The 21,124-nt window shown below is 66.9% G+C and carries 20 protein-coding genes; 10 read left to right on the forward strand and 10 right to left on the reverse strand.

The features are described 5' to 3' along the window. Positions 1–6: 6 nt before the first annotated feature. Genes ASC78_RS04800 through ASC78_RS04810 form a run of 3 tightly spaced genes read left to right on the forward strand, consistent with a single transcriptional unit; the run spans position 7 to position 2,316 of the window. The gene (locus ASC78_RS04800; RefSeq protein ID WP_055797144.1) at positions 7–243 is read left to right on the forward strand and encodes a hypothetical protein; all 237 of its coding nucleotides are present in this window, start codon (positions 7–9) and stop codon (positions 241–243) included. Next, positions 233–1,351 (forward strand): tRNA adenosine(34) deaminase TadA, encoded by a 1,119-nt coding sequence (tadA, locus tag ASC78_RS04805; protein WP_055797146.1) that lies wholly within the window; start codon positions 233–235, stop codon positions 1,349–1,351. The genes ASC78_RS04800 and tadA overlap by 11 nt, the downstream gene beginning before the upstream one ends. Next, positions 1,348–2,316 carry an LD-carboxypeptidase gene (locus ASC78_RS04810; RefSeq protein WP_055797149.1) on the forward strand — a complete coding sequence of 323 codons (969 nt, stop codon included), beginning with the start codon at positions 1,348–1,350 and terminating at the stop codon, positions 2,314–2,316. Before tadA ends, ASC78_RS04810 begins: the two co-directional genes overlap by 4 nt. Positions 2,317–2,400: 84 nt before the next feature. Here ASC78_RS04810 and ASC78_RS04815 read toward each other — a convergent pair whose 3' ends face one another. Beyond that, positions 2,401–2,733 (reverse strand): hypothetical protein, encoded by a 333-nt coding sequence (locus tag ASC78_RS04815; protein ID WP_055797152.1) that lies wholly within the window; start codon positions 2,731–2,733, stop codon positions 2,401–2,403. Between the two features lie 282 nt (positions 2,734–3,015). Between ASC78_RS04815 and ASC78_RS04820 the strand changes: the two genes are divergently transcribed. Then, on the forward strand, positions 3,016–3,963 hold the full coding sequence (locus tag ASC78_RS04820; RefSeq protein WP_055797155.1) for an FHA domain-containing protein: 948 nt from the start codon (positions 3,016–3,018) through the stop codon (positions 3,961–3,963). Between the two features lie 13 nt (positions 3,964–3,976). Here ASC78_RS04820 and ASC78_RS04825 read toward each other — a convergent pair whose 3' ends face one another. The 5 genes from ASC78_RS04825 to ASC78_RS04845 all read right to left on the reverse strand — a co-directional run bounded on the left by ASC78_RS04825 (position 3,977) and on the right by ASC78_RS04845 (position 10,555). Further along, complete coding sequence (locus tag ASC78_RS04825) at positions 3,977–4,336, reverse strand: response regulator (RefSeq protein WP_055797158.1); 360 nt, start codon at positions 4,334–4,336, stop codon at positions 3,977–3,979. A gap of 76 nt (positions 4,337–4,412) precedes the next feature. Then, positions 4,413–5,633, reverse strand: a complete 1,221-nt coding sequence (locus ASC78_RS04830; RefSeq protein ID WP_055797161.1) for a hybrid sensor histidine kinase/response regulator — start codon at positions 5,631–5,633, stop codon at positions 4,413–4,415. After that, complete coding sequence (locus tag ASC78_RS04835) at positions 5,623–6,228, reverse strand: chemotaxis protein CheB (RefSeq protein ID WP_055797164.1); 606 nt, start codon at positions 6,226–6,228, stop codon at positions 5,623–5,625. The genes ASC78_RS04830 and ASC78_RS04835 overlap by 11 nt, the downstream gene beginning before the upstream one ends. Further along, complete coding sequence (locus ASC78_RS04840; protein WP_082517422.1) at positions 6,225–7,079, reverse strand: CheR family methyltransferase; 855 nt, start codon at positions 7,077–7,079, stop codon at positions 6,225–6,227. The genes ASC78_RS04835 and ASC78_RS04840 overlap by 4 nt, the downstream gene beginning before the upstream one ends. Then, positions 7,076–10,555 (reverse strand): response regulator, encoded by a 3,480-nt coding sequence (locus ASC78_RS04845; protein WP_055797166.1) that lies wholly within the window; start codon positions 10,553–10,555, stop codon positions 7,076–7,078. Before ASC78_RS04845 ends, ASC78_RS04840 begins: the two co-directional genes overlap by 4 nt. A gap of 143 nt (positions 10,556–10,698) precedes the next feature. On the opposite strand from ASC78_RS04845, the gene ASC78_RS04850 reads away from it, so the two are divergent. Together ASC78_RS04850 and ASC78_RS04855 are read left to right on the forward strand one after the other, a co-directional pair. Next, entirely contained in the window at positions 10,699–13,044 is a 2,346-nt protein-coding gene (locus ASC78_RS04850) for an ATP-dependent DNA helicase (RefSeq protein WP_055797168.1), read from the forward strand. After that, positions 13,031–13,639, forward strand: a complete 609-nt coding sequence (locus tag ASC78_RS04855; protein ID WP_055797170.1) for an alpha-ketoglutarate-dependent dioxygenase AlkB — start codon at positions 13,031–13,033, stop codon at positions 13,637–13,639. Before ASC78_RS04850 ends, ASC78_RS04855 begins: the two co-directional genes overlap by 14 nt. Here ASC78_RS04855 and ASC78_RS04860 read toward each other — a convergent pair. Together ASC78_RS04860 and ASC78_RS04865 are read right to left on the reverse strand one after the other, a co-directional pair. Continuing rightward, on the reverse strand, positions 13,603–14,301 hold the full coding sequence (locus tag ASC78_RS04860) for a UdgX family uracil-DNA binding protein (RefSeq protein WP_055797172.1): 699 nt from the start codon (positions 14,299–14,301) through the stop codon (positions 13,603–13,605). The two genes, ASC78_RS04855 and ASC78_RS04860, sit on opposite strands and share 37 nt — an antisense overlap. A gap of 43 nt (positions 14,302–14,344) precedes the next feature. After that, positions 14,345–14,545, reverse strand: a complete 201-nt coding sequence (locus tag ASC78_RS04865) for a hypothetical protein (protein WP_055797175.1) — start codon at positions 14,543–14,545, stop codon at positions 14,345–14,347. A gap of 428 nt (positions 14,546–14,973) precedes the next feature. On the opposite strand from ASC78_RS04865, the gene bioA reads away from it, so the two are divergent. From bioA to bioD, 3 genes are read left to right on the forward strand one after another with little or no spacing between them, the layout of a single operon-like run. After that, positions 14,974–16,377 (forward strand): adenosylmethionine--8-amino-7-oxononanoate transaminase, encoded by a 1,404-nt coding sequence (gene bioA / locus ASC78_RS04870; RefSeq protein WP_055797178.1) that lies wholly within the window; start codon positions 14,974–14,976, stop codon positions 16,375–16,377. Beyond that, positions 16,361–17,593, forward strand: a complete 1,233-nt coding sequence (gene bioF, locus ASC78_RS04875) for an 8-amino-7-oxononanoate synthase (RefSeq protein ID WP_055797180.1) — start codon at positions 16,361–16,363, stop codon at positions 17,591–17,593. Before bioA ends, bioF begins: the two co-directional genes overlap by 17 nt. Continuing rightward, positions 17,590–18,333, forward strand: coding sequence for a dethiobiotin synthase (gene bioD, locus ASC78_RS04880; protein ID WP_055797184.1), 744 nt, complete (start codon positions 17,590–17,592; stop codon positions 18,331–18,333). The genes bioF and bioD overlap by 4 nt, the downstream gene beginning before the upstream one ends. Here the strand turns inward: bioD and ASC78_RS04885 are convergent. Further along, positions 18,316–19,365 carry an aldo/keto reductase gene (locus tag ASC78_RS04885; RefSeq protein ID WP_055797187.1) on the reverse strand — a complete coding sequence of 350 codons (1,050 nt, stop codon included), beginning with the start codon at positions 19,363–19,365 and terminating at the stop codon, positions 18,316–18,318. The two genes, bioD and ASC78_RS04885, sit on opposite strands and share 18 nt — an antisense overlap. A gap of 222 nt (positions 19,366–19,587) precedes the next feature. Between ASC78_RS04885 and ASC78_RS04890 the strand changes: the two genes are divergently transcribed. Then, positions 19,588–20,580 carry an AraC family transcriptional regulator gene (locus tag ASC78_RS04890; protein WP_055797189.1) on the forward strand — a complete coding sequence of 331 codons (993 nt, stop codon included), beginning with the start codon at positions 19,588–19,590 and terminating at the stop codon, positions 20,578–20,580. Between the two features lie 20 nt (positions 20,581–20,600). Here ASC78_RS04890 and ASC78_RS04895 read toward each other — a convergent pair whose 3' ends face one another. Beyond that, positions 20,601–21,044, reverse strand: coding sequence for a universal stress protein (locus tag ASC78_RS04895; RefSeq protein WP_055797192.1), 444 nt, complete (start codon positions 21,042–21,044; stop codon positions 20,601–20,603). Positions 21,045–21,124 lie beyond the last annotated feature (80 nt).

The following is a 21,124-nucleotide window of genomic DNA, read 5'->3' on the forward strand; positions in this document are numbered from 1 at the left end:
GCTGAGATGCGCGTGTTCGCATTGCTCAGCCTGGTGCTGGCGCTCGTGATCGTCGGCCTGCTCGCAAAGAAGCAGTTGGCTACCGCCGCGGCGCCCGTATTGCCGTCGGTGCCCGGTGTCGCCGCTCCCGCGCCGGGCGACGCGCCTGTCAATGCGCGCACGCAGGCCGAGCAGGTGCAAAAGCAGGTCAAGGAAGCGCTAGACGCCGCGGCCGAGGCGCGCAAGATGCCGGATGACAACTGAGCCCACGCAGCCTTCGCAGCCGAACGACGACGCGCACTGGATGGCGCTGGCGCTGGCCGAGGCGCGCTCGGCGGCCGAAGCCGGCGAGGTGCCGGTGGGCGCGGTGCTGGTCAGGGGCGGGCAGCTCGTCGCCACGGGGCGCAACGCACCGGTCGCGCAGCATGACCCGAGCGCCCACGCCGAGATCAATGCCCTGCGCGCCGGTGCCGCGGCGCTGGGCAACTATCGCCTCGACGGCTGTGAGCTGTTCGTCACGCTCGAGCCCTGCGCCATGTGCGCGGGCGCCATGCTGCATTCGCGGCTGGCGCGCGTGGTGTTCGGCGCGGCCGACCCCAAGACTGGCGCGGCCGGCTCGGTGCTCGATCTTTTTGCCGAACCCCGGCTGAACCACCGCACGCAAGTGCAGGGCGGCGTGCTGGCCGCGGAGTGCAGCGCAGTGCTGCAACAGTTTTTCCAGCAGCGTCGCGAGGCGGCGCGCGAGCAGGCCGAGCCCTTGCGCGATGACGCGCTGCGCACGCCGGCCGAGCGGTTCGACGCGCTTCGCGCCTACGCCTTCGAGCCGCGCTACGTGCAGGATCTGCCCAGCCTCAATGGCTGGCGCATGCACTACATCGACGAAGGTCCCCGGGGTGCTGCGGAGGCGGCCTGCTGCATCTGCCTGCACGGCCCGGGCGAATGGGGCTACTTTTTTCGCCACCTCGTCGGAATGCCCGGCCTCCGCACGCTGGTGCCCGACCTCATCGGATTCGGCAAGAGCGACAAGCCCAAGCGAGAAGCAGCGCACCAGCTCGAATGGCACTGCCAGGTGGTGAGCGAATGGCTCGATCGCACGGCGCCGGCGCCCGTGGCGTTGGTGCACAGTGCCGCGGGCGCCGAGCTGGCCGCGCTGCTGCAGGCCGCGAGGCCCGGTTTTTTCACAGCCGTGCTCCTGGCTCCCGAAGGCAGCGAGAAAGTCGCCGACGCATGGCGCGCCCCATTCCCGGACCGCGGCTACCAGGCCGCGCTGCGCGCGCTCGGCCCCTTGGCGTCGTCCTCCGGTCCGAGCGGCTCGCAGGCTGCGTTGCTCGCACGGCAGGTGCGCAACGCAATGGGATACTCGGCGCCGTGACCAAGAAACACATCTACATCTATTCCCCCTCCAGCGCGATTCGCGACAAGGCCGCCTTCCGCCGCGGCGTCGCAAGACTCAAGACCCTGGGCTACGAAGTCGAACTCGACGAAGCGGCACTTGCCGCCTACCAGCGCTTTGCGGGCGACGACGCGACCCGGCTCGCCGCCATTGGCCGCGCGGCCGCCAGCGGTGCCGACATCGCCCTGATCGGGCGCGGCGGCTATGGGCTCACGCGCATCCTCGACGCCATTCCCTACAAGGCGGTTGCCAAGGCCATCCAGCGCGGAACCGAATTCGTCGGGGTCAGCGATTTCACCGCATTGCAGAGCGCGCTGCTCGTCAAGACCGGTGCAGTGACCTGGGCCGGCCCGGCCGTCGGCGAAGACTTCGGCGCCGAAGGCGGCTCGGACGACATCATGGAAGCCTGCTTCGACGACCTCGTGAGCGGGCAGGGCGAAGGCACCGGCTGGCGCATGCCGGTGCGCGATGCCGGCTTGAAGCTCAAGCCCGTGCACGATGCCACCCTGTGGGGCGGCAACCTGTGCGTGCTAACGAGCTTGCTGGGAACGCCTTATTTCCCGGCGGTCGACAAGGGCGTGCTTTTCATCGAAGACACCAACGAGCATCCGTACCGCATCGAACGCATGCTCGACCAGTTGCGCATGGCGGGCGTACTGGCACGCCAGCGCGCCATCGTGTTCGGCCAGTTCACCGGCATGCGCAAGGTGCCGGGCTACGACCGCGGCTTCGGCTTCGACTCGGTGGTCGACCGGCTGCGCGCCGCGCTCAAGGTGCCGGTGCTCACCGGCCTGCCGTTCGGCCACGTGCAGACCAAGGTGCTGCTCCCCGTAGGCGCCAAGGTTGAATTGGCCGCCGAAGGCCGCGAAGTCTTCATGGTGTGGGGCCATCGGCATGCCCACGGCGACTCGCACGATCATGCCCACCACGGCCATGCCCATTGAGCAAGACGGCGTCTCGCTTCAAGGACAGCACAAGTAATGAAAAAGCGGCAGCCGCAGAAAGCTGCCGCAGCAGCCTCGGGGCGCTCAGTGTGTGATGCGCTGGTGCGCTCGCGGTCCCATGGACCCTGGCAGGCCGCCCTTGAACATGCTGTTGATGGCTTTCATCTGGCGGCGGGCGGCCGCCTCGCCGTCAATGGCGCTCAGCGCCACCATCACGTCCTGCCGCAAATACCAGAGTGCTTCGACGTCGGTTGCAAACCGCACGCGTTGAGCGACGCGCTGGACCGAATGCCCGCCGTGCGCCTGCAGCACCGACAGCATGGCCGTTCGGATGCGCCCCAGTTGGTTTTCTCCCACACGGCCAGACCCGAGGCCGGGAATTCCCAACAGGCGGAAAAAGCGACGAAAGGAAGACATGAGCACCAAAAGCGTATTGCTGTAAGTCGGAACGGTTGTTACCTTAAGCCTCGACGCGCCAATTCACAAGATCTGGAACACTGTTTCTTGTTTGTAAACAACATACTTTACGGTTCACTTGATTTAAGCGCGAAATTGTGAGTGCAAAAGTGATAAGAAATAACGATCAATGGAGACGCAGCCTGCATGGAGCGAAGGTTTGCGGGCGAATCCATTGCACCTTTGCGTCCCTCGCTTCTAATACGTAGCCAAGAGCCGCTGCCACCACGAGTTCCTTCAAGCATGGGTGTTAATTCCACAATTGTTTTCGCAGACCTGACCGGTAGTTCTCGGGTATTCGAAGCCATGGGAAACGCGCGGGCCACGGAAACGGTGACGCGGCTCACCCAGTGGATCGGCAGCATTTGTCAGGCCCACGGCGGCAGGGTGGTGAAGTCTCTGGGCGACGGCGTATTCGCAACTTTTTCGAACGCCGCCGCGGCCACGCACGCGGTGATCGAACTGCAGCGCTACCACCACAAGCGGCTCATGGCATGGCCGGTGCCGTTGCGCATGGCACTGCAGATCGGCGTGGCCAGCGGCGAAGTGCTCGAGGTCGAGGGCGACTGCTTCGGCGATGCGGTCAACCTGGCGTCGCGCCTGAGCGACCTGGCGGGGCCCGGCCAGATCTGGGCGGCCGACGCCGTCATCGCGCAAATGGGCGAAGTGGGCGTCCGGCATCGCGACCTGGGTCTCATCACCATTCGAGGGCGCAGTGAGATGTCGGCCGTTCACCGCATCGACTGGCAGGAGGAGCTGACCTCCTTCCTGACCGTACCGGCCGCGCTGACGCCGGTTCGGCTGACCGATTCGAACTTCGGGCAAATCGAGCTGGCGTGGCTCGACGTGCGTTCCATGTTCCGCACCGAAGAGCTTCCTATCCACCTCGGTCGGGTGAATGACGCCCAGTTCGTGGTCAACGATCCGCGTGTGTCGCGGCTGCATGCGCGCATCGAACTGCGCAGCGGCAGCTGCGTGCTGACCGATCTCAGCACCTATGGCACCTGGGTCCGGTTTCACGGCAACGGCGGGCCCAGCAACGAGATCGCGCTGCGGCGCGAGGAATGCGTGCTGCATGGCAGCGGCGAAATCGGCCTTGGCGCGCCGCTGAGCGACTTCACCGCACCAACCATCGCCTTCAATACGGCGGGTGCCGAAGTGCAGCTCTCTCGCCGCGAAGTCGCGCGCTAGGAGCCGCCAGCGCTCAGCGCGGCGCTTCCAGAATCGCGGCCAGTTCGCCGATGTCGATCGGCTTTTGCAGGTGATGGTCGAACAGCTCGCGCGCCGCCGCGCCGGCGGCATCTTCCACCGAGAAGCCGGAAATGGCGATGAGCAGCTTAGGGCTGCGTTCCGCCGGGGCAGAGCGCAAGCGCCGCGCCACCTCGGTGCCCGGAAAGTCGGGCAGCGAGAGGTCGATGAGCGCCGCATCGAAGTGCTCCGCCGCGGCCGCATCCAGGGCCTGCTGTGCCGTGTAGGTGCAGCGGGCGGTATGGTCCTGCAGTGTCAAGAGCTCCTGCAGCAAGTCTGCCGCGGCTACGTTGTCGTCGACGATCAGCACATTCACTGGGGCAAGCCTTGGTCAGGAGAAATCGAAGCTTCGAGTATCCTGGTCCATCGCCCCCCGCGCAGTAGGAAGGCGCCTACGCCCGCGCTTGCGTCGCAGTCTTTGCCTCCGCCTGCACCGGCAGCTCCACCTTGAACAGGGCACCGTGGCCGGGCGTGCTCTCCACCTCGATGCGCCCGTGGTGCAGGCCCACGATCTTGCGCGTGATGTAGAGCCCGAGGCCCAGCCCCGAGGCATGTTTGCGGCTGTCGTCGGTGCGTTCGAACTGCTCGAAGATGCGTTCCTGGTCTTCGGGCGCAATGCCGATGCCCTGGTCGCGCACTGTGATGCGCGCGATGCCGTTGGCTTGGCTCAGCATCATCTCCACCGGCTTGCCGCGGCCGTAGCGCAGCGCATTGGTCAGCAGGTTGGTCAGCACCTGTTCGATGCGGAATTCGTCCCACACACCCCGCAGTTCGCCCGGCGCCTCGAGCGCAATCTCGGAGCCCGCGGCCTCTGCTTGGTGCCGCAGGCCCTCCACCACGGTGCGCGCGAGCGCGGCAAGGTCGACCGGCTGGGGCTGGATCGAAAGTGCGTCCCGCCGCATGCGCGTCACGTCGAGCATGTCGTCGATCAGCCGCACCATGTTGCGGATCTGCCGCTGGTCGCGCTCGATCATGGCTGGCAAGCGGTCCGCTGCGAAGGACTCCAGCCTGCCTTTGGACACATGCAGCTGCCGCAGCTGCGTTTCGAGATACAGCGTGTTGAGCGGCGTGCGCAGCTCGTGCGAAACCATCGACATGAAATCGTCGCGCATGCGCACCGCGTGTTCGAGCTTGCGCTGCGTGTGCCGCAGCTGCTCGACCAGTTCTTCCTGCTTTTGGTGGGCGGCCGCGAGTTTTTCCATTTCCTGGCCGAGTGCCTTGCGGTGGCGGTGCAGGTCGACGAATACGTTGACCTTGCTCGTCACCGCATGCGGGTCGAGCGGCTTGTGCAAAAAGTCGACCGCGCCGCTCTCGTAGCCCCGGAACGCGTAGTTGAGTTCACGGCCCGCTGCGCTCACGAAGATGATTGGAATGGGCCGCGTGCGTTCGGTGCCGCGCATCAGCTCGGCCAGCTCGAAGCCGTTCATGCCGGGCATCTGCACATCGAGAATGGCCAGCGCAAATTCATGGTCGAGCAGCAGCGCCAGGGCCTCTTCGGCCGAAGTCGCGCGGTACACCGCGCGCCCGGGTCCACGGATCAGGGCCTCCAGCGCCAAAAGGTTTTCAGGCAGGTCATCGACGATCAGCAGCTTGCTTTCGACGTCAATGGACATGGGCAGACTCCAGTTGCAAGAGCAGGGCGCGAAGCTCGCGCAAGGGAAGCACGTGGTCGGGAGAGTGCAAGGCAATGGCCGCTTCGGGCATGATGGAAATCTGGGCTTCGTTGGGGTCCTGGACGGCGGTGATGCCACCGGCCAGATGAATGCGCTGCATGCCTTCGGCACCATCGTTGTTGGCGCCGGTGAGCAGAATGCCGGCCAGTGCCGGCCCGTAGGCGTCGGCCGCGGAGGCCATCAATACATCGATCGACGGCCGCGAAAAGCGCACCGGCGGCTCGCAGCTGAGCGAGAAGCGGCGGTTGCGCTCGATCGACAGATGGTAGCCGGGCGGCGCGAAGTACACATGGCCGGCCGCGAGCGGCATCTTGTCAGCGGCCTCGTGCACCGGCACTTGAAGGCGCTCGGCGAAGATCTCGGCCAGGTGGCTTTCATGCCCTTCGGGCAGGTGAAGAACCACCACCAGCGGAAGATGCCACGGCAGGGGAAGGTCGTGCAGCATCCGAAGCAGCGCATCGATGCCGCCCGCAGAGGCGCCGAGCACCGCGGCCTCGATGCGCCTCCCAGGAAATGGCGTGACGTCCGTTTTCATGTGGCCTTGCGGTAGATGCGCTCCGGCTTCGCGTGCGCGTCGAAACGTTCCGAATAGCTCGAGAAATCGATGCTTTCCTTGGCACCAAGGCCCAGAAAACCGCGGTGGCACAGCGACTCGTGGAACAGGCCCAGCGCGCGGTCCTGCAGCTCGCGGTTGAAGTAGATGAGCACGTTGCGGCATGAGACGAGCTGCGTCTCGGCAAACACGCTGTCGGTCGCCAGGCTGTGGTCGGCAAAGATCACGTCGGCGCACAGCGAGGGGTCGAAGCGCGCGGCTTCGTAGGCGGCGGTGTAGTAGTCGGAGAACGAGCTTCGTCCGCCTGCGCGTTGGTAGTTGGCCGTGTAGCCGCGAATCGACTCGATGGGAAAGATGCCCTGCCGTGCCTTCTCGAGCGAGTCCGGATTGATGTCGGTCGCGTAGATCTGCGTGCGCGAGAGCAGACCCTCTTCCCGCAGCAGAATGGCGAGCGAAAACACCTCCTCGCCGGTGCTGCAGCCCGCCACCCACACCTTCACCGAGGGGTAGGTGTGCAGGATCGGTACCACGTGCTGGCGCAGCGCCAAAAAATAGGCCGGGTCGCGGAACATCTCGCTCACCGGAATCGTCAGGTACTGCAGCAGCCGGCCGAAGAGCCCCGGGTCGCGCAGCACTTTTTCCTGTAGCGCCGAGATGCTCGGAAGCCCGAGCTGCGCCAGCGCGTGCAGCACGCGCCGCTTCTGCGAGGCCACGGTGTAGTTGCGAAAGTCGTAGCTGTACTTGAGGTAGATCGCCTCCATCAGCAGCCGCAGCTCGATCTCCGTGTTGTTCAACGGAGACGGCACGGGGGAGGGCGTGGCGATCTGGTTCACAGCCGCTCCATTTTCGGCATCCACACGCGCAGAAGCGAGAACAGGCGCTCCAAATCCACAGGCTTTGCCAGGTAGTCGCTGGCGCCCGCGGCCAGGCATTGGTCGCGGTCGTCCTTCATGGCCTTCGCGGTGATGGCGATCACGGGCAGCTTCTCGAAGCGCCGGTCGGCACGCAACCGGCGCGTGGCCTCCAGGCCGTCCATCTCCGGCATCATCACGTCCATCAGCACCAGGTCGATCTCGGGCGCCTGCTCGAGCTTCTCTAGCGCCTCGCGGCCGTTGCGGCCGATCTCGACCGCCGCGCCGCGCTGCTCCAGCGCACTGGTCAGCGCGAAGATGTTGCGCACGTCGTCATCCACCAGCAGGATGGTGCGGCCCTCGAAGATGCGGTCGCGCCCGCGCGCGGCCTTGAGCATGCCTTGGCGCTCGCTGGAAAGCTCGGCCTCCACCTTGTGCAGGAACAAGGTCACCTCGTCGAGCAGGCGCTCCGGCGAGCGCGCGCCCTTGATGATGATGGAACGCGAATAGCGCTGCAGCTCGGCTTCCTCGTCGCGCGTGAGGTTGCGGCCGGTGTAGACGATCACGGGCGGAAACGAAACGATCTCTTCGGCCGCCATGCGCTTGAGCAACTCCCCGCCCTGCATGTCGGGCAGGTGCAGGTCAGTGATCATGCAGTCGAAGACGCGCCTTCGCAGCAGGTCGAGCGCATCTTCGCCCGAGCCCACGGCAATGATCTCGATGTCTTCGTCGCCAATCAAACGGATCACGCTTTCTCGCTGCAGCGCATCGTCCTCTACCAGCAGCACGGTCTTGACCTTCTGCGCGAGTTTTTCCTCGAGCCGGGCGAACACCTGCATCAGCTCGGCACGCGTGGCCGGTTTCTGCGCATAGCCGATCGCGCCCATGTGCAGCGCGGCGGCCTGCGCGTTGTCGGCCGCAGACACCACGTGGATCGGAATGTGGCGCGTTTGCGGCGAGTCCTTCAGGCGCTGCAGCACGTCGAGGCCGGTGCTGTCGGGCAGGCGCATGTCCAGCAGGATGGCGTCGGGCACGAACTGCTGCGCCAGATCGAAGCCGTCGGCCGCGCCATGCGCCACCAGGCAGCGGTAGCCAAGCTCGTGCGCCAGGTCGTACAGGATGTGCGCGAACTGCGGCTCGTCCTCGATCACCAGCACCCGGCGCACCTGGTCGCGCGGCAGCGCACGGTCGTCGGAAAACTGCGGCGGCGGCACCACGGCCGGCGGCGCGGGCGCGGCCGGAACAGCCTGCGGGGAGGGCGGCAAGGCGGGCGCAGGCTTTGCGGAAGCAGCGGCCGGCGTGCGCTGCAACGCCTGCGGCGCCACCGCCGGCAGCTGCAGGGTGAAGGTGCTGCCCTGGCCGGGCTGGCTCTGCACCGACAGCGCGCCGCCCAGAAGGCGGGTGAGGTCGCGCGAGATCGAGAGCCCCAGGCCGGTGCCGCCATAGCGCCGGCTGGTGGTGCCGTCGGCCTGGTGGAAGGCTTCGAAGATGAGCTGCTGCTGTTCCGGCGCAATGCCGATGCCCGAATCGGAAACCGCGAACACCGCGCCGCCGTCGGGTGCGGCCGAAACCACCAGCGCCACGTCGCCGCTGTCGGTGAACTTGAGTGCGTTGGAGAGCAGGTTCTTCAGGATCTGCTCGACGCGATGCCGGTCGGTCACCAGCGATGCAGGCACGTCCGGATGCATGGTGAGCTTGAAACCCAGGCGCTTCTCCGCGGCCATCGGGCCGAAGGTGCTCTCCAGGCTTCGCGCGAGCTTGTCGAGCGCCACGTCTTCGATCACCACTTCGAGCTTGCCTGCCTCGACCTTCGAGATGTCCAGGATGTCGTTGATCAGCACCAGCAGGTCGTTGCCCGACGAGTAGATGGCATTCGCGAACTTCACCTGCTCGGGGCTCAGGTTGCCTTGCGGGTTGTCGCCGAGCAGCTTGGCCAGGATGAGCGCGCTGTTGAGCGGGGTGCGCAGCTCATGCGACATGTTGGCCAGAAATTCGGATTTGTAGCGGCTGGCGCGCTGCAGTTCGTCGGCGCGGTCTTCGAGATCGCGCTGCACGCGGCGCAGGGCGGCATTGCGCTGGTCCAATGCCTCGGTGCGTTCGGAGAGCTGGCTGTTGGTCTGCTCCAGTTCGGCCTGCTGGTTCTCCAGCATGGCTTGCGAGGCGCGCAGCGCGCGCGACTGCTCCTCGAGTTCCTCGTTGGCGGTGCGCAGCTCTTCCTGCTGCACCTGAAGTTCCTCGTTGAGCTGCTGCGTTTCGGCCAGCGCGTCCTGCAGCTGTTCGCGGTAGCGTGCCGCCGCGAGCGACGCGCCGATGTCCTCGGCCACGAGGTCGAGCAGTTCGTTGGTCCGCGCATCGGGTACGCCCGGAAGGCCGAGTTCGACCACGCCGTTCACGATGCGGTCGCTGGACACCGGCACCAGCAGCACAGCAGAGGGCGCCATTTCGCCTAGGCCCGAATTGACCTTCAGGTAGTCGGCCTGAATGGGCTCGATCAGCATGCGGCGCCGCTCGGCCGCGGCCTGGCCGACCAGGCTCTGGGTGGGCGAGAACACCTGCGGCGTCGCCTCGGCCTCCATCGAGAAGCCGTAACTCGCGGCGCGCCGCAGCGTGCCATGGCGCTCCCGCACGTACAGCGCGCCCACGGCGCTGCCCAGGCGGCGCGAGAAGAACGCGAGCACCTTGCGGCCCAGGTCGTTTGCGCTCAGCTCGCCCACCAGTTCGCCGACCAGTTCGGTTTGCGCGCTGCGCAGCCAGGCTTGCTGCGCCAGCCGCTCGGCGTGCGTGGCCTGCTCCCGCAGCACTGCGTCGTAGCTGTCCGAAAGCCGCATGAGCTGCCGCCGGCCGAAGTAGGCCACCATGCCGGTGAACACCAGCGTGAAGAGCATGAACACACCCACTACGAGCCAGCTGGTGCGGTTGGCCTCCTCGTTGCGCTGGAAGCGCAGGCCTTGCTCGGTGTCCATGAAGGCCGTGAACTCGGCGCGCATGTCGTCGCTCAGCCGCTTGCCCCGGCCCTGCCGCACCAGCCCCTGGTAGTCGCCGCCGTTGCGCCGTGCGGCGATCATCTCGGTCGCGAATTCATTCCACTCCGCTTGCAATGCGGCGATGCGTGCGATCCGCTCACCTTGCTGCCGGTTGTCGGAGACTTGACCTTGCAGTGCCTCGATGTCGCCCTTGATCCTCGGCAGGGCGCTCTGGTAGGGCTCCAAAAAACTTTCTTCGCCGGTGATGAGGAAGCCGCGCAGGCCGGTTTCCATGTCGATGGTGCGGCGCTGCAGTTCGCTCGCGTTGCGCACGACGCGGTCGGTGGATTCGACCCGGCTGATGGCCGACAGCAGAAACACGATCAACCCCACGAACACCAGCGCGCCGATCAGGCCGCCAAGCAAAGGCCACTTCAGGTTGCGGCTCAGCAGACGCTCGAAGTCATCAGGGTCGATCGCGGAGGGGGATTTCATTCACGGCGATTTGTAAGCAAAACTTTTGAAGTTTTGCCGATATCCGGGGCCCCCCGTGTCGGAGAAGGCCCCGACAAGCTTTTGATACCTCTGCGGCGCATGGCCAACGGAGCGCCGCTATACTGTTGTTTTATACAGCTACAGTGACCACGGATCTTTCCACCAAGCCGCAGGCAGTGCCGTCCGATGAGGCCCGCACGGTGTCCGTCAAGGCCCTGTGCGCCTTCGGTGCCAAGGCGGGCGACCTCGACCTGCGTTTCGTGCCCGCGCCCAGCGCGCTCGAGGGCATGGCCGGCCACGCACTCGTGCAGGGCCGCCGCGGCGAGAGCTACCAAAGCGAAGTGGCGCTGGTCTCGCATTGCGGCGCGCTCAAGGTGCGCGGCCGCGCCGACGGGTACGACCCGCGCGCCCCCCGGGTCGAAGAGATCAAAACCTTTCGCGGCGACTTCGACGCCATCCGGGGCAACCACCGCGCACTGCACTGGGCCCAGGCCCGCACCTACGGCTGGATGCTGTGCGAGCTGCACGGCCATGACCACATCACCGTGGCGCTCGTGTACCTTGATCTCGGCACCGGCGAAGAGACCGTGCTGGAAGAGCAGCACACCCGGGCAGCGCTGCAGGCGCACTTCGAGCTCTTGTGCGAACGCTACAGCGACTGGGCACAGAGCGAAGCCGCGCACCATGCTGTGCTCGACAGCGCGCTGGCCCGTCTGGAATTTCCGCATGGCACGTTCCGCGCCGGCCAGCGCGAACTGGCCGAGGCCGTGTACCGCGCCGCTGCGAATGAGCGCTGCCTGATGGCGCAGGCGCCCACCGGCATTGGCAAGACGCTGGCCACCATCTTTCCGCTGCTGAAGGCGCGCGCCGCACGGAAGATCGACAAGATCTTCTTTCTCACTGCCAAGACCTCGGGCCGCGCCGTGGCACTGGAAGCCTTTCGCGTGATGGGAGAAGGGTGCGCGCCGGTGCGCGTTCTCGAACTCACCGCGCGCGAGAAGGTCTGCGAGTACCCCGACCGCGCCTGTAATGGCGATTCGTGTCCGCTGGCCAAGGGCTTCTACGACCGCCTGCCCGCAGCGCGTGAAGACGCCGCGCGCGCAGCCCGGCTCGACCGGCAGGCGCTGCGGCAGATTGCATTGGCGCACACCGTATGCCCCTATTTCCTGACGCAGGAAATGGCGCACTGGTCCGATGTAATCGTCGGTGACTACAACTACTACTTCGACGGCAGCGCCTTTCTCTACGCCACCATGAAGGACTCCGACTGGCACGCGGCGGTGCTGGTCGACGAGGCGCACAACCTGTTGGAGCGCGCGCGCGGCATGTACACCGCCGAGCTCGACGGCCCGTCACTCGAAGAAGCCCACCGCGTGGCGCCCGCATCTGTGCGCGGCGCGCTCGGGCGGCTGTACCGGGAATGGGACACGGTGCAGCAATCGCAGACCGAGCCCTACGACACGGCGGACGAAATACCCGAACGCTTCACTCGCACGCTGCAGGCGGCCAACACGGCCATGGGCGAGTACTTTGCTGCCACGCCCGACGCGTTGCAGGGGCCGCTGCAGCGCTTCTTCTTCGATGCGTTGCAGTTCGCCCGGCTGGCCGATTCCTTCGATGACCATTCGGTGTTCGAGCGCACGCTGGGGCCCGCAATCGACCATCAGCAGCGCAGCCTCTCGATCCGCAACCTCGTGCCCGCGCCATTCCTCGAGCCGCGCTTTGCAGAGGCCGCGTCGGTCACCTGTTTTTCGGGCACCTTGTCGCCGTTCGTCTTTTACCGCGATGCGCTGGGGCTGCCACCGGAAACGCTGCTGCTCGACGTGGCCTCGCCATTCCAGAGCCGGCAGCTACGGGTCGAGGTGGCGATGAACGTATCGACCCGCTTCCGCGATCGCGCGGGCTCGCTTCGCAGCGTGGCCGAGATCATCGGTGCCCAGTTCGCGCGCCTGCCCGGCAACTACCTCGCGTTCTTCAGCAGCTTCGACTACCTGGAAAAGGCCTGCGCGGCCTTCCACGCCAGGCACCCCGGCGTGCCGGTGTGGACGCAGACGCGCGGTATGGCCGAAGCCGATCGCCACGGCTTTCTCGCGCGCTTCGAGGAGGGCGGCCGCGGCATCGGCTTTGCAGTGCTGGGCGGCGCATTCGGCGAAGGCATTGACCTGCCCGGCAGCCGGCTGATCGGCGCCTTCGTTGCCAGCCTGGGCCTGCCGCAGCACAACGCCCTGAACGAGATCACGCGCGAGCGCATGCAGGCGCGCTTTGGCAAGGGCTACGAATACACCTACCTCTACCCAGGGCTGCAAAAGGTGGTGCAGGCGGCCGGCCGCGTCATCCGCACCGAGCAGGACGAGGGCGTGCTGCACCTGCTGGACGACCGCTTTGCGCGCGCCGAAATCCGCGAGTTGCTGCCGCCGTGGTGGGAGCTGCGCCTGGGCGGCCCGGCGCACGCGGGCAGGAAGGGAGAAGACGTCGATGCGGTCCGCTAGCCACATCCAGTTGGCCGACGAACCCGACCTGTTCGGCGAGGCTCCGGTGGCCGCCATCGAAGGGCTTCGGTACGAGCGTGACTTTCTTACGCGCGCAGAAGAAGACGAACTGCTGCGCATCGTGCAGGGCTTTGAACTTCGCGAGATGCGCTACAAGGAATACACCGCACGGCGCCGCGGCATCAGCTTTGGCGGCAGCTACGACTTCGAGAACCACCGCCTGCGCCCGGGCCCTCCGCTGCCCGAGCCGCTGCATCCGCTGCGCGCAAGGGTGGCCGCATGGATGGGCATGGCGCCCGAGGACTTCACGCACATGCTGTTGTCCGAATACAGGCCGGGCACGCCTCTTGGCTGGCACCGAGACGTGCCCGATTTCGAAGACATCGTCGGCGTCTCGCTGCGCAGCAACGCCGTGATGCAGCTGCGCCCCTATCCGCCGGCCAGCGCTTCCGCGCCTGCCAGCCTCCAACTGTTGATCGAGCCGCGCTCCATCTACATGCTGCGCGGCGAAGCTCGGTGGGCGTGGCAGCACAGCATCGCGCCGACCGAGGCGCTGCGCTACTCCATCACCATGCGCACGCGTCGGCGTGCGTGACCTGCTGCGGGTGTGGCGGGAGGCCGCTTTGCGGCCGGCTGCTTTACCGAGGCTTTCTTCATCAGGCTCGACGCGACCGAGAGATCCTTGAGCCAGGCTTTCCACGCCACCTCCCGCTGCGCTGGATCGCCACGCAGCAGGGCGGAGGGGTGCAGCGTGACCAGCACGCGGCGGCCGGTCGCCTCGTCTTCGATCCACCGGCCGCGCTCCTTCATCACTGCGACCGGTCGGCCGAGCAGCGAGCGCGCGGCCGTGGCGCCCAATGCGACGTAGCCGCGCGGCTGCACGAGCTCCATTTCGCTTTCGAGCCAGTGGTGGCAGGCTTCGGCCTCGCGCTGGGCGGGGGTTTTGTGAACGCGGCGCTTGCCGCGCAGTTCATACTTGAAATGCTTCACCGCATTGGTCACGTAGAGCTTTTCGCGTGACCAGCCGAGCTTGGCCACGGCGCGGTCGAACAGCTTGCCCGCAGGGCCGACGAAAGGGCGGCCCGCCAAGTCTTCTTTGTCACCCGGCTGCTCTCCCACCACCATCAGCACCGCGCCCACCGGCCCCTCCCCAAAGACCGACTGCGTGGCATACGCGCCCAAGGGGCACTCCCGGCACGCGTCGGTGGCCACGCTCAAGGCTTTCAGCGCGGCTGTGGCTTCGTTGCGATGGGACACGGTGCCGCAACGGTGTGCCGTTGGGGTTCAGGCGCCTCCGGGCTCAGTGATTGGGATTGCCTTTGGCGCCACCGCGCCGGGCCTGGTTTTGGTTGCTGCTGCCGAGATGGTCCTCCCGGTCGTTGCGGCTCTCGATGGTCCGGCGGGGCTCGTTGCGGGGTGTCGGGCTCTGGTGGCCGGCCTTGTTGTGCTGGGGAGGCAACGAACCGCGCTCGTCGGGCGTGTTGGGGTTCGTCTTGGACATGGGCTGCTCCTTCAAGAATGGATGGACATTCAGTTGTCCCCGCCGTGAACAGCCGCCGGTGTCGGAATTGGCCCACGGGGGGCGTCGTCCAAGCCTCATCCTTGGGCTGGGACGGAGAGTGAAAAGGAGGCAGTGGTGGCGATAGTTCAGATCGGACACCAGGGCGTCCGATTGCAAAAAAACCGGGGCGTATCGGGCATGAACCCGACATTCCTTCACTATCTTTGTCGTCCATAGGACAACTTGCGATGTCCCTCGAGCGCGGCCCCGGTATGCTAGGCGGCCCTGTTGCGCGATGTGGATTCGAACGCGCAGTGTTCGCCGGCCAACGTCGTCCAAATGCGAGAGTTTCCACGCACGGGCGCGCCGTTTGCCGGGGCGGATTTGCGTCGATACGATCCCGCGCCTTGCCCCAAAGGAATGCGCGGATGCCGCCAACGATTGCTTTTCCCTCGACGCCCGCACCGTCGAAAAACGCCGCCTGGCAGCAGCGCAGCCGGCGCCATGTCTGGCATCCGTGCACGCAGAGCATCCGTCTGGAAGCGGTGCCGCCATTGCCGATCGCGCGGGGCGAGGGCGTCTGGCTGTTCGACCACGACGGACGCCGCTATCTCGACGCGACGAGTTCGTGGTGGGTCAATCTCTTCGGCCATGCGCATCCGGCCATCAACGCGGCGTTGAAGGACCAGCTCGACAAACTCTCGCACGTGATGCTCGCCGGCTGCACGCATGCACCAGCCGTCGAGCTGGCTGAGCGGCTTGCCGCGCTGACCGGCCACGCGCTGGGTCATTGCTTCTATGCCTCCGATGGCGCCTCGGCCGTGGAGATCGCGCTGAAGATGAGCTTTCATGCGTGGCGCAATGCGGGGCGCAGCGGCAAGCAGAACTTCGTCGCGGTGCGGCGCGGCTACCACGGCGAAACACTCGGCGCGCTGCATGTGACCGACGTGCCGGTGTTCCGCGACGCCTATGCGCCGTTGCTCGCGAATGCCCACCTTGTTGCCTCGCCCGATGCACGGACCGCGCGGCCGGGCGAGCACGCAGCCGACGTTGCGCGGCGCGCCGCCGCAGAACTCGAAGCGCTGCTGGCCGAACGGCATGCATCGATCGCCGCCGTCATCGTCGAACCGCTGGTGCAATGCGCCACCGGTATGGCGATGCACGACCCCGAGTACCTGCGCCTCGTGCGCGCGCTGTGCGATCGCTACGAGGTGCACCTCATCGCCGATGAGATCGCGGTGGGCTGCGGGCGCACCGGCACTTTCTTCGCGTGCGAGCAGGCCGGCATCTGGCCCGACTTTCTTTGCCTCTCCAAGGGCATCAGCGGCGGCTACCTGCCGCTTGCGCTGGTGATGACGCGCGATGCGATCTACGAAGGCTTCGTCGACGACGACGTGGCGCGCAGCTTCCTGCATTCCCATTCCTACACCGGCAACGCGCTGGCCTGCCGCGCGGCGATTGCGACGCTCGACCTGTTCGAGCAAGAGGACGCGCTGCGGCGCAATTGCGCTCGTGGCGAACGGTTGATCGGCAAGCTGCGCGAGGGACTGCGCGGCATGCCGGTCGCTCACCTTCGCCAGTGCGGAATGATCGCGGCCTTCGACGTGCGCGAGCCCGGTGCGCGGTTTGCTGAGCGCTTTCACCTGGCCGCACGCGCGAACGGGCTGCTGATGCGTCCGATCGGTGCGACGGTCTACCTCATGCCGCCCTATGTGATTGGCGACGATGAGATCGACCTGCTGGTCGACGCCACGCTGGCCACGCTGCAAGCGGTGGCCGCGCCCAGCCACGCAGACCACGCAGAAGGAGGCCGCGATGCCGCGCTTGCTTGAACTCTTGCAGGACGAGATCATGGCTCTCGACGCCAAGTCGCTGCGCCGCCGCCGGCAGATCGCCGAAACGGCCTGCGCGCCTGAGCAGTCCCTGACGCTGGCCGGCGCGAGCGCGCAGCGCACCATGCTGGGCTTCAGCAGCAACGACTACCTCGGCCTTGCCGCGCATCCGGCGCTGGCGGCCGCGCTGGCCGAAGGCGCGGCACGCTATGGCACGGGCAGCGGCGGCTCGCACCTGATCCTCGGCCACTCGCGCGCACACGCCGAACTCGAGGAGCGGTTGGCCGACTGGATGGCGCCGCACATCCCGGAGGCGCAAAGCTTGTTCTTCTGCACCGGCTACATGGCCAACCTCGCGGTGCTGTCGGCGCTGGGCGGCGCCGAAGCGGTGATCTTTTCCGAGTCGCTCAACCATGCGTCGCTGATCGACGGTGCGCGGCTGGCCAAGGCGCGCGTCGAGCGCTATCCGCATTGCGACGTGGCCGCGCTCGATGCGCAGATCGGCGCCTGCGATGCGCCGGTCAAGCTGATCGTGAGCGATGCGGTCTTCAGCATGGACGGCAACATCGCGCCCGTGGCCGAGCTGCTCGCACTCGCCGAGCGGCATGACGCCTGGCTGGTGCTGGACGATGCGCACGGCTTCGGCGTGCTGGGCGCCACGGGCCGGGGCGTGCTGCAGGCCATGGGCCTGCGATCGGAGCGGCTGGTGCTCATCGGCACACTCGGCAAGGCGGCCGGGGTGTCGGGCGCCTTCGTGGCGGCGCACCGCACCGTCATCGACTACCTCGTGCAGCGGGCGCGGCCCTACATCTTCACGACCGCCGCGCCGCCGGCCCTCGCGCATGCGCTGCTCGCGAGCCTCACGCTGATCGAAGGCGAAGAAGGCAAGCAACGCCGCGCCGATTTGCGGGCCCGCATCGGGCAGCTGCGCAGGGGCCTCGAGGCGCTCCTGCCGCCGGACGGCAGCGCCTGGCTGCCGGATTCGCCCACCGCGATCCAGCCGCTGATCGTCGGCGACAACGCGCGCGCGATGGAGACAATGGCGCAGCTCGATGCCCGCGGGCTGCGAGTGGGTGCGATCCGCCCACCGACCGTGCCCGTCGGCACCGCGCGGCTGCGGATCACGCTGTCGGCCAGCCACAGCGAGGCCGACGTGGCACGGCTGCTCGACGCCTTGGGCGATGCGCTGGAAGCGCCCTGGAAGAAGGCCGCATGAGCGCCAACGATGCACCAATGACGCACCGCCGCTGGTTCGTCACGGGCACCGACACGGGTGTCGGCAAGACGCTGGCCAGCAGTGCGATGCTGAGCCTGCTGGCCGCTTCGGGCCTGCGGGCGGTCGGCATGAAGCCGGTGGCCGCTGGCCTGAACTTCATCGACGGTGACTGGCGCAATGAAGACGTGGAGCATTTGCGCGAGGCCGGCAATGTCGACGTTCCGTTGGCCTTGCGCTGCCCGTATCTGCTGCGCGCGCCGATGTCCCCGCACCTGGCGGCGCGGGAGGAGGGCGTGCGCATCGAGTTGCCGCCGCTGCTGTCGGCCTTTGCATCTTTGTCGCAGCGCGCCGACGCGGTGGTGGTCGAAGGCGTGGGCGGGTTCTGCGTGCCGTTCGGCGACGACCTCGACAGCGCCGACCTGGCCGTGGCGCTGGGCCTGCCGGTGATCCTCGTGGTCGGGCTGCGGCTCGGCTGCCTGAATCACGCGCTGCTCACGGCGGAAGCCATCCGGGCGCGCGGCCTCGTGCTGGCGGGGTGGATCGCGAGCGTCATCGAGCCGGGAATGCTGGCACCCGAGGCCAACCTGCAAACCCTGCGCGGCCGGCTCGGTGCGCCCTTGCTGGGCATCGTGCCGCACCTTGCCGAGCCCTCTGCGGCAAGCGCGGCGGCGCATCTCGATCTGCGTGCATTGCGCGCCACCGCGGCGCACGCCGCACGACGGTCAGCCGCGTTGGCCTGATTCGACGAGGCGCTTGGCCCGTGCGCCGCCCTGGCGCTCGAGCATCCAGCCGGGGTACTCGGAGGGCAGCGCGCTCACCTTGTCGAGCGCGGCCAGCTCGCCCGCATCGAGCCGGATGGCCGTGGCCGCGATGTTGTCGTCCAGCTGCTCGACGCGCTTGGCGCCGACGATCACGCTGGTCACCACATGCTGGTGCAGCAACCACGCCAGCGCGATCTGGGCCACCGACACCTTGCGCGCCTCGGCCAGCTGGCGCATCACGTCGATGCAGTCGTAGGCGCGCTCGACATTGACGGGCGGAAAGTCGAAGGTGGTGCGGCGGCTGCCTTTCTCGGCTTCAGTGTCTCGTCCGTATTTGCCGCTCAGGAGACCGCCCGCCAGCGGACTCCAGACCATCAGCCCGACGTTCTCGCTCTGCAGCATCGGCGCCAGTTCGCGCTCCAGGTCGCGGCCCGCGATGGTGTAGTAGGCCTGCAGCGATTCGAAGCGCGCGAGCCCTTGCCGCTCGGCAATGCCCAGCGCCTTCATGATCTGCCAGGCGGCCCAGTTCGAAACACCCACATAGCGCACGTGGCCCTGCCGCACCAGGTTGTCCAGCGCGCGCACGGTTTCCTCGATGGGTGTGACCGGGTCGAAGCCGTGGATCTGGTACAGGTCGATGTGGTCGAGCTGCAGGCGCTTCAGGCTGGCCTTCACTCCTTCCATGATGTGATAGCGCGAGGCGCCGGCCGAATTGGGGCTCTTGCCGGTTTCGCCCAGCACCTTGGTGGCGACCACCACGTTTTCGCGCGGCACCTTGAGGTTCTTCAGCGCCTGGCCGGTGATGGTTTCCGAAAGGCCTTCGGAATACACGTCGGCGGTGTCGATGAAGTTGATGCCGGCGTCCAGCGCACGGCCCACCAGGCCTTCCGCCTCGGACTGCTGGAGGTTGCCGATGTGGCCCCATATGCCGCTCGCGCCGCCGAAGGTCATGGTGCCGAGGCAGAGCTCGGAAACGAACAGGCCGGTGCGGCCGAATTTGCGGTATTGCATCGCACATTCCTTTGCTGGATGGTGAAGGTTCCCCGGAGGGCCTGGCAAAAGTATCCGGCCGGCGGCGGCCGGGCGGCCAGCGCGTTCCTGCAAAGTCTTTGCCTATTTCTCCAGACCTCCGTCCTGGCCCGTGCAGATTCGCGGATGCGGCGCTAAGCTTTGAACCACCCGATCCTCCGCGCCGCCGCGGCGCCGTGAATCAACCCAGACAAAGCCCTGAACATGTCCGACGAAACACCCGAAATCGCTGCCGCCATTGCCCAGCCGATGCCGCTGGACCCGCAACTCGACGAAGCCAGGAAGGAACTGGTCGCGCTGATCAACCGCATCACGCGCGGCCAGGACGGCACAGTGGAAACGCCGGTGGCCGGGCTGCAGGTGTTCTGCATCAGCAAGCCAGACGGTCCCAAGCATGCCTTCGCAACCCCGGCGCTCGGGCTGATCGCGCAGGGTTCCAAGCGGATCATCGTGGGCGACGACATCTATGTGTACGACCCGATGCACTACCTGGTGACCTCGGTCGACCTGCCCGTGTGCGGCCAGGTGCGCCTGACGAGCGACAACGAACCCTATCTGGGTGTGCGGCTGGAGCTTGCGATCGACGACATCGGTGAACTCATCGGCGACGAGAAGCTGCCCGCGAAGGCCAACGCGCCCGCGTCGCGCGGCATGTACGTCAACCGCATCGCCATGCCGGTGCTGGAGCCGGTGCTGCGGCTGCTGCGGCTGGCCGAAACGCCGGAAGACGTACCGATCATGGCGCCGCTCATCAAGCGCGAGATCATGTACCGCCTGCTGGTGAACGGGGAGGGCGCGCGGCTGCGGCAGATCGCGCTGCAGGACAGCCACACCCAGCGCGTGGCCAAGGCCATCAGCGCGCTGCGCGTCAACTATGCGCAGTCGCTTCGTATCGAGGACATGGCGCGCGCGGTGCACATGAGCGTGTCGTCGTTCCACCATCACTTCAAGGCCGTGACCGCCATGAGCCCGCTGCAATACCAGAAGCAGCTTCGGCTGCAGGAGGCGCGCCGCCAGATGCTGATGGCGGGTGTGGACGTGGCGAGCGCCGCACACAGCGTGGGCTACGAAAGCCCGTCGCAGTTCGCCCGCGAATACAGCCGCATGTTCGGCGCACCGCCGCTGCGCGACAAGCGGCGCTGGCTGAGCGAAGCGCAGAACGACGCGCTCGGCGACGCCTCGGTACAGGCCGCCTGAGGAAAAGCCTTTGCTGCGGCCTACCGCAGCACGAGCACCGGCAGCGTGGAGTGCGTCAGCACGTGCTGCGTCTCGCTGCCCAGCAGCAGCCGCTTGATGCCCTTGCGGCCGTGCGAGGCCATCACGATCAGGTCGCACTTGTGCTTCTTTGCCGTGGCGACGATCGATTCGGCCACCAGGTCCGAGTTGGCAATGGCCGTCTTCAGCGGCACGCCACTCGCGGCCGCGCGCGTCTCTACCGCGTCGAGCATGTCTTGCGCCTTGTCGGCCCATCGCTTTTCCACCCGCGCGATGTCCTCGGGCGAAAAGGACATGGCGCCGTCGAAGTAGCTCTTCGGGTAGCGCGGCACCACGGTGAGCGCCACCAGATCCGCCTCGTTCCGGGCCGCGATGGCGATGGCGCTGGTGACGGCTTTCTTGGAAAGCGTGGAGCCGTCGGTGGCCACGAGGATGCGCTTGAACATGGTGTTCTCTTCGGAGGAAATGTGCAGCCAGCTTAGGCACGTTGCCCCGCGCGCCCCTTGATGCAGATCAAACGAGAGCC

The organism is Variovorax sp. Root318D1, assembly GCF_001424835.1.
GTDB lineage: Bacteria > Pseudomonadota > Gammaproteobacteria > Burkholderiales > Burkholderiaceae_C > Variovorax.

What these genes read in the sequence shown, in the direction of transcription:
- ASC78_RS04800 (WP_055797144.1), top strand. Translation starts at nt 7, where the DNA reads ATGCGCGTGTTCGCATTGCTCAGCCTGGTGCTGGCGCTCGTGATCGTC.
- tadA (WP_055797146.1), top strand. Translation starts at nt 233, where the DNA reads ATGACAACTGAGCCCACGCAGCCTTCGCAGCCGAACGACGACGCGCAC.
- ASC78_RS04815 (WP_055797152.1), bottom strand. Translation starts at nt 2,733, where the DNA reads ATGTCTTCCTTTCGTCGCTTTTTCCGCCTGTTGGGAATTCCCGGCCTC.
- ASC78_RS04820 (WP_055797155.1), top strand. Translation starts at nt 3,016, where the DNA reads ATGGGTGTTAATTCCACAATTGTTTTCGCAGACCTGACCGGTAGTTCT.
- ASC78_RS04830 (WP_055797161.1), bottom strand. Translation starts at nt 5,633, where the DNA reads ATGTCCATTGACGTCGAAAGCAAGCTGCTGATCGTCGATGACCTGCCT.
- ASC78_RS04835 (WP_055797164.1), bottom strand. Translation starts at nt 6,228, where the DNA reads ATGAAAACGGACGTCACGCCATTTCCTGGGAGGCGCATCGAGGCCGCG.
- ASC78_RS04845 (WP_055797166.1), bottom strand. Translation starts at nt 10,555, where the DNA reads ATGAAATCCCCCTCCGCGATCGACCCTGATGACTTCGAGCGTCTGCTG.
- ASC78_RS04855 (WP_055797170.1), top strand. Translation starts at nt 13,031, where the DNA reads ATGCGGTCCGCTAGCCACATCCAGTTGGCCGACGAACCCGACCTGTTC.
- ASC78_RS04865 (WP_055797175.1), bottom strand. Translation starts at nt 14,545, where the DNA reads ATGTCCAAGACGAACCCCAACACGCCCGACGAGCGCGGTTCGTTGCCT.
- bioA (WP_055797178.1), top strand. Translation starts at nt 14,974, where the DNA reads ATGCCGCCAACGATTGCTTTTCCCTCGACGCCCGCACCGTCGAAAAAC.
- bioF (WP_055797180.1), top strand. Translation starts at nt 16,361, where the DNA reads ATGCCGCGCTTGCTTGAACTCTTGCAGGACGAGATCATGGCTCTCGAC.
- bioD (WP_055797184.1), top strand. Translation starts at nt 17,590, where the DNA reads ATGAGCGCCAACGATGCACCAATGACGCACCGCCGCTGGTTCGTCACG.
- ASC78_RS04885 (WP_055797187.1), bottom strand. Translation starts at nt 19,365, where the DNA reads ATGCAATACCGCAAATTCGGCCGCACCGGCCTGTTCGTTTCCGAGCTC.
- ASC78_RS04890 (WP_055797189.1), top strand. Translation starts at nt 19,588, where the DNA reads ATGTCCGACGAAACACCCGAAATCGCTGCCGCCATTGCCCAGCCGATG.
- ASC78_RS04895 (WP_055797192.1), bottom strand. Translation starts at nt 21,044, where the DNA reads ATGTTCAAGCGCATCCTCGTGGCCACCGACGGCTCCACGCTTTCCAAG.